General features: G+C 67.9%; 6 protein-coding genes. 4 read left to right on the top strand and 2 right to left on the bottom strand.

Annotated features, from left to right (window positions below):
• Nucleotides 1–55: 55 nt before the first annotated feature.
• Complete coding sequence (gene secA, locus VGD93_RS00890) at nt 56–2,815, bottom strand: preprotein translocase subunit SecA (protein WP_395008255.1); 2,760 nt, start codon at nt 2,813–2,815, stop codon at nt 56–58.
• 194 nt (nt 2,816–3,009) lie between these two features.
• Here secA and VGD93_RS00885 point away from each other — a divergent pair, with 194 nt between their 5' ends.
• The 4 genes from VGD93_RS00885 (at nt 3,010) to VGD93_RS00870 (ending at nt 5,890) form a co-directional block, all read left to right on the top strand.
• Nucleotides 3,010–3,948, top strand: a complete 939-nt coding sequence (locus tag VGD93_RS00885; RefSeq protein ID WP_395008253.1) for a peptidylprolyl isomerase — start codon at nt 3,010–3,012, stop codon at nt 3,946–3,948.
• A gap of 80 nt (nt 3,949–4,028) precedes the next feature.
• Nucleotides 4,029–5,261 carry a bifunctional glutamate N-acetyltransferase/amino-acid acetyltransferase ArgJ gene (gene argJ, locus VGD93_RS00880; RefSeq protein ID WP_395008251.1) on the top strand — a complete coding sequence of 411 codons (1,233 nt, stop codon included), beginning with the start codon at nt 4,029–4,031 and terminating at the stop codon, nt 5,259–5,261.
• 22 nt (nt 5,262–5,283) lie between these two features.
• On the top strand, nt 5,284–5,691 hold the full coding sequence (locus tag VGD93_RS00875; RefSeq protein ID WP_395008249.1) for a (deoxy)nucleoside triphosphate pyrophosphohydrolase: 408 nt from the start codon (nt 5,284–5,286) through the stop codon (nt 5,689–5,691).
• A gap of 25 nt (nt 5,692–5,716) precedes the next feature.
• Entirely contained in the window at nt 5,717–5,890 is a 174-nt protein-coding gene (locus tag VGD93_RS00870) for a Flp family type IVb pilin (protein WP_395008257.1), read from the top strand.
• A gap of 1 nt (nt 5,891) precedes the next feature.
• Here VGD93_RS00870 and VGD93_RS00865 read toward each other — a convergent pair.
• The coding region (locus tag VGD93_RS00865; protein ID WP_395008247.1) for an SAM-dependent methyltransferase at nt 5,892–6,599 on the bottom strand (708 nt) is incomplete at its 5' end.

Raw genomic sequence — 6,599 nt, 5'->3', positions numbered from 1 at the left:
TGCATATGTGGTGCCTATGTGCAACCGGAAGAAAAATCCTATATATTACAAGTACTTAGAACGCGCCGTGGCAGTGCTTGAACTTCTTGCCCGAGCCGCACGGGCAGGGGGCATTGCGCGACACGCCCACCAGCAGCTTGGGATCGATAGGCCGCAGCCGCGGGTCGGCGTCGCGCTGGTCGTCGTTGCCGTCGGCCAGCGCCCCGGCCGCGGCGAGGGCCGTGCCGATCGTCCCGGACACGCCCGTCGCGGCGTCGTTCTCGCCGGTGGTGGGGTCGATATGGATCTCGCTCAGGCGCGACAGGTCGGGCGACGGCGGCGGCTCGGGCTGGCGCAGCTGGATCTCGACATGGCTGAGCTGGGTGGTGACCAGTTCGCGCAGATTGTTGAGCAGCGCCTGGAACAGCTCGTAGGCTTCCTGCTTGTATTCGTTCAGCGGGTCGCGTTGCGCCAGGCCGCGCCAGCCGACCACCTTGGAGAGATGATCGAGGGTGACGAGGTGCTCGCGCCACAGCCCGTCGATCGACTGCAGCAAGATCGACTTCTCCACCTGGCGCATGATGGCCGGGGTATACTTGGCGACCTTGGCCGCCGCCGCCTCGTCGGCCGCCTTGGCCAGCCGCTCGCGCACCATCTCGACGTCGATGCCTTCTTCCTCGGCCCACGCCTTGGCGTCGATCTCGACATTGAGATAGGTCTTGGCGGCGGCGGCGAGCTGCTCGGTGTTCCACTGCTCGGGATAGGAGCGTTCGGGGATCGCCTTGGCGATGACCGTGTCGACGACGTCGTGCCGCATGGCGGCGATGGTGTCGCTGACATTGTCCTCGTCCATCAATTCGAGACGCTGCTCGAAGATCACCTTGCGCTGATCGTTCATCACGTCGTCGTATTTGAGGATGTTCTTGCGGATGTCGAAGTTGCGCGCCTCGACGCGGGCCTGGGCCCGCTCGATGGCCTTGGTGACCCACGGATGGGTGATCGACTCGCCCTGCTCCAGCCCGAGCTTGCCGAGCATGGTGTCCATGCTCTCGACCGGGAAGATGCGCATCAGGTCGTCCTGCAGCGACAGGAAGAACTTCGAGCGGCCCGGGTCGCCCTGGCGGCCGGAGCGGCCGCGCAGCTGGTTGTCGATGCGGCGGCTCTCGTGCCGCTCGGTGCCCACCACGTAGAGGCCGCCGGCATCCAGCGCCTTCTGCTTGTCGCGGGCGATCGTCTCCTTGATTGCGGCGATCTTCTGCTCGCGCGCCGCGCCTTCGAGACCTTCGGTCTCCTTCTGGATGCGCATCTCGAGGTTGCCGCCGAGCTGGATGTCGGTGCCGCGGCCGGCCATGTTGGTGGCGATGGTCACCGCCCCCGGCATGCCGGCATCGGCGATGATCACCGCCTCCTGCTCGTGGTAGCGGGCATTGAGGACCGCGATGCTGTCGATGCCCTTCTTGCGCAGCAGGTCGGCCAGCATCTCCGACTTCTCGATCGAGGTGGTGCCGACCAGGATCGGCTGGCCGCGCTTGCGGCAGTCGACGATCAGTTCGGCGATCTCCTCGTATTTCTCGGCGGCGGTGCGGAAGATGGCGTCGTCCTCGTCGACGCGCGCGACCGGCACGTTGGTCGGGACGGTGACGACGTTGAGCCCGTAGATGTCGGCGAACTCCTCGGCTTCGGTGGCCGCCGTGCCGGTCATGCCGGCGAGCTTCTTGTAGAGCCGGAAGTAGTTCTGGAAGGTGATCGAGGCGAGCGTCTGGTTCTCGGCCTGGATCTTGACATGCTCCTTGGCTTCGAGGGCCTGGTGCAGGCCTTCCGAGTAGCGGCGCCCCGGCATCATGCGGCCGGTGAACTCGTCGATGATCACGACTTCGTCGTTGCGGACGATGTAGTCCTTGTCGCGCTGGAACATCTTGTGGGCGCGCAGGGCCGAATTGAGGTGGTGCACCAGCGCCACGTTCTCGATGTCGTAGAGCGAGGCGCTCTTGAGCAGGCCGGTTTCGGACATGTGGGCCTCGAGCTTCTCGATGCCCTGGTCGGTGAAGGTCGCGGTGCGCTGCTTGAGGTCGATCTCGTAGTCGCCCTCCTCGAGCAGGGGGATGAGCTTGTCGGCCGTCTCGTAGAGGGCGGAGCGGTCGTCGGAGGGACCCGAGATGATCAGCGGCGTGCGCGCCTCGTCGACCAGGATCGAGTCGACCTCGTCGACGATGGCGTAGACGTGGCCGCGCTGCACCATCTGGTCGCGCGAGTACTTCATGTTGTCGCGCAGGTAGTCGAAGCCGAACTCGTTGTTGGTGCCGTAGGTGACGTCGGCGGCGTAGGAGGCCTTGCGCTGCGCGTCGTCGAGCCCGTGCACGATGATGCCCACGGACAGGCCGAGGAACCTGTAGACCTGGCCCATCCAGGCGGCGTCGCGGCGGGCGAGATAATCGTTGACGGTGACCACGTGCACGCCGTCGCCGGTGAGCGCGTTGAGATAGACCGGCAGCGTCGCCACCAGGGTCTTGCCTTCACCGGTCCGCATCTCGGCGATGGAGCGTTCATTGAGCACCATGCCGCCGATGAGCTGGACGTCGAAATGACGCATGCCGAGGACGCGCTTGGACGCCTCCCGCACCGTGGCGAAGGCCGGCACCAGCAGGTCTTCGAGCTTGGTGCCCGCGGCGAGTTGCGCCTTGAAGGCGGCGGTACGCGCCTGCAGTTCGGCATCGGTCAGCTTCGCGAGCTCGGGCTCCAGCGCGTTGATGGCGTCGACCTTGGGCTGGAAGCGCTTCACCTGGCGGTCATTGGCAGAACCGAAGATCGCCTTTGCGAGCGAAGCAAAAACCATCACCTATGTCCTCTTGATTGGGGTCTGAAGGCGCGCGGCCTCGTCATCCACGCAAAGCGGCGGGTCCGGGCCCGTCAACACCCTTTGAAGTGCAGGGACATGTAAGATCGGGGCTTTGGCTTGTCAACGGAGGCAAAATCGGCCAAACCACGCGCTTGCGCACGTCGGGGGCCGGGCGCCAGCTGAGGAGTATGCACGTGACAGATCGTACCGGGCCCGCACGCGGCAAGGTCATTCGTTCCATCGCCGGCGCCCTGTTGCTGGGCAGCGCGCTGCTGGCAGGCGGGTCCGCCGGGCTGGCCCAGGAAGCCCCTGCCGCCCCTGCCGCGCCCGGCGCCGCGACGCCGGCCGTGACGCCGGAGACCGTGGTCGCGACGGTCGGCGGCGAAGCCATCACCGAGGCGGAGCTGGGCTTTGCCGCGGAGGATCTGCAGCAGCAGCTGGCGCAGTTCCCGCCCGCCGAGCGCCGCGCCTATCTGCTGTCGCTGCTGATCGAGGTGAAGCTCCTGGCCAAGGCGGCCCGCGACGAGCAGATGGACAAGACCGACCGCTTCGCGCGGCGGCTCAAATATCTCGAGGAGCGGGAGTTGCGCCGCACCTACCTGTCGGGCCTGGTTGAGGCCGGGGTCACGCCGGAGGCGGTGCGGGCGGCCTATGACGCATACGTCGCCGGTTTCGAGCCCCAGGACGAGGTGCATGCGCGCCACATCCTGGTCGCGACCGAGGAGGACGCCAAGGCCATCAAGGACGAGCTCGCCGCCGGCAAGCCGTTCGAGCAGTTGGCGGCCGAGAAGTCGACCGATCCCAGCGCGGCGCAGAACGGCGGCGATCTGGGCTTCTTCGTGCGCGGCATGATGGTCAAGCCGTTCGAGGACGCGGCCTTCGCGCTGACCGAGCCGGGCCAGGTCTCCGAACCGGTCCAGAGCCAGTTCGGCTGGCACGTCATCCGGCTCGAGGAGAAGCGCAAGAGCCAGCCGCCCAGCTTCGAGGATCTCCAGCAGCAGCTGCAGCAGCAGGTGCTGTTCGAGCTGTTCGAGAAAACCGTCGACGAGCTCAAGCAGGGCGTCGCCATCGATATTCCGGACGCGGCCCTGGCCGAGGCGGTGAAGCGCCAGTCGGAGCCGCAGGGACAGTAGCCGGCGCGGCCCGAAGCAGGGCCCTTGCGTGCGGGGGCGGCATGAGGCAAACGGATCGGGCGTCCTCACGAGAGCCCATCATGCCGCTGCCCGTTTCCCCGCTCGCCCCCCCGTCCTATCCCGATCTGCCCCCCATCGCGGGGGTGCGCTTCGCTACGGCGGAGGCCGGGATCAAGTACAAGAACCGCACCGACGTGCTGTTGTGTGCCTTCGACGAAGGCACCGTGGTGGCGGGAGTGCTCACCCGCTCCAAATGCCCCTCGGCCGCCGTGGACTGGTGCCGGGCCCGGCTCGGGACCGGCAGGGCCCGGGGGCTGCTGGTCAACTCCGGCAACGCCAATGCCTTCACCGGCCTCAAGGGGCGCAGTGCGGTGGAGGAATCGGCGGCCTATGCCGCGGCGGCGCTCGGCTGCTCGCCCGACGAGGTGTTCCTGGCCTCGACGGGGGTTATCGGCGAGCCGCTCGAGGCGCAGAAATTCGCCGGGGTCACCGCCGACATGGCCGGCCGGCTGTCCGGCGGCCCGTGGCTCGACGCCGCGCGGGCGATCATGACCACGGACACCTTTCCCAAGGTGGCGACCGCTACCGTCGAGTTCGACGGCGTGCCGGTCTCGATTTCCGGCATCGCCAAGGGCTCGGGCATGATCGCGCCGGACATGGCGACCATGCTCAGCTTCGTCTTCACCGATGCCCCGATCGCCGCCGGCGTGCTGCAGGGACTGCTGCAGCCGCTCATCGACACCAGCTTCAATGCCATCACCGTCGACAGCGATACCTCGACCTCGGACACCTGCCTCGTGTTCGCCACCGGCAAGGCCCCGACGGCGCCGATCGTCGAGGCCGGTGATCCGCGAGCCGCCGTGTTTGCGGCGGCGCTGGGCGACGTGCTGCACGAACTCGCCCTGCTTACCGTGCGCGACGGCGAGGGCGCGACCAAGCTGGTGACGGTGACGGTGACGGGCGCCGAGAGCGACCGCAGCGCCGTCCGTATCGCGCAGTCGATCGCCAACTCGCCGCTGGTCAAGACCGCCATTGCCGGCGAGGACGCCAATTGGGGCCGGGTGGTGATGGCGGTCGGCAAGGCCGGCGAGCCGGCCGACCGCGACCGGCTGTCGATCGCCTTCGGCGACATCACCGTGGCCGAGAACGGCGAGCGCGCCGCCGGCTATGACGAGGCCGCCGCCAGCGCCTACATGAAAAACCAGGAACTGGAGATCCGTGTCGGGCTCGGGCTCGGGGCCGGCGCCGGCACCGTCTATACCTGCGACCTCACGCACGCCTATATCAGTATCAACGGCGACTACCGGAGTTGAGCATGCGCACGAGGAGGGGCGCATGAGCACCCCGCCCATCCTGCTCGTCGTCGCGTGCGCCCTGGTCGACACCGACCGGCGCGTGCTGATCGCGCAGCGCCCCGAGGGCAAGGCGTTCCCGGGCCTGTGGGAGTTTCCCGGCGGCAAGGTGGAGCAGGGCGAAACCCCGGAAGCGGCGCTGATCCGCGAACTCGACGAGGAACTCGGGGTGGCGACGAAGACCGCCTGCCTCGCACCGTTGACATTCGTCAGTCATACTTACGAAAGCTTTCACCTTCTGATGCCACTCTATGTGTGCCGGAAATGGACGGGATTGCCGCGCCCGCGCGAGCACATGGGGCTCAAATGGGTGCGCCCGCAGCAGTTGCGGGACTATCCGATGCCGCCGGCCGACGAGCCGCTGATCGCCCCGTTGTGCGATCTGCTGTAGCGCGGAGGAAGTGGCCTTGAGGACGATGCGGGCGCTGGTCGCCGACCGGTCGGGGGCGACGGCAATCGAGTACGGGCTGATCGCCGCCCTCGTTGCCATCGGCATCATCGCAGCCCTCACATTGTTCGGCGACACCATGAGCGCCATGTTCAACTATGTCAGCGATACCGCTGGCGGGGCCATGGGGACGGGCGGCTGATTCAGGCCTTGTTGCCCAGCACCCGGGTCATGCTGACCTTGGCCGCACCGGGCCGCAGCGGCTTCTGCTGGCTCTCGTGCGGTGCCCAGCCGGAAAGCCAGACGATTTCCAGCGTGGCGCGCACGCGCCCGTCGGGGTCGCCGGCGAGGTCGGCATAGGCTTCGGAGGCAGCGGCGAGCAGCCGTCGGGTCGCCATCCGGCCCGGCCGTTCCGCCAGCGGGTTGGACGCGCCGAGCTGCTTGAGTTCCCGCATCAGGTGCAGCGGCGTGGGGTAGCGCACCACGTGCGTTTCCACGTCGCTGACCGGCAACGCGAAGCGGGCCCGCATGAGCAGGCTGCCGGCATCGGCCAGCGGCACGAACGGGGCCACGCGCCCGCCGGCGCCGCCGCTCACCTGTGCGTCGGCGGCGAGGAACGCCTGGCGCAGTTCGATGAGGCTGTCGCCGCCGACGAGCGCCGCGAGCAGCAGCCCGTCGGGGGCCAGTTGCGCCCGGATGCGGGCGAGGAACCCGGGCACGTCGTTGACGATCTGTAGATCGAAGATGGAGACGATGAGGTCGTAGGGCGGGTTGGGCAGCACCAGCGCTTCGGGATCGACAACGGGGCCCGGCCCGATGACCGTGGCGACGCGCTCGAAGTCGAACGCGCCGGTGACGCTCTTGCCCGCCGTGGGCAGCACCGTTGCGTCGGGCGCCATGATCAGGGCGCG

The sequence above is a fragment of the Devosia sp. genome (genome assembly GCF_036406155.1).
GTDB lineage: Bacteria > Pseudomonadota > Alphaproteobacteria > Rhizobiales > Devosiaceae > Devosia_A.
The sequence above is the reverse complement of the archived record's forward strand: the minus strand, read 5'-3'. Positions and strand labels throughout refer to the sequence as shown.

Bases quoted from the DNA above. Each gene is read 5' to 3' on its own strand.
- argJ (WP_395008251.1), top strand. From the start codon at position 4,029: ATGCCGCTGCCCGTTTCCCCGCTCGCCCCCCCGTCCTATCCCGATCTG.
- VGD93_RS00875 (WP_395008249.1), top strand. From the start codon at position 5,284: ATGAGCACCCCGCCCATCCTGCTCGTCGTCGCGTGCGCCCTGGTCGAC.
- VGD93_RS00870 (WP_395008257.1), top strand. From the start codon at position 5,717: ATGCGGGCGCTGGTCGCCGACCGGTCGGGGGCGACGGCAATCGAGTAC.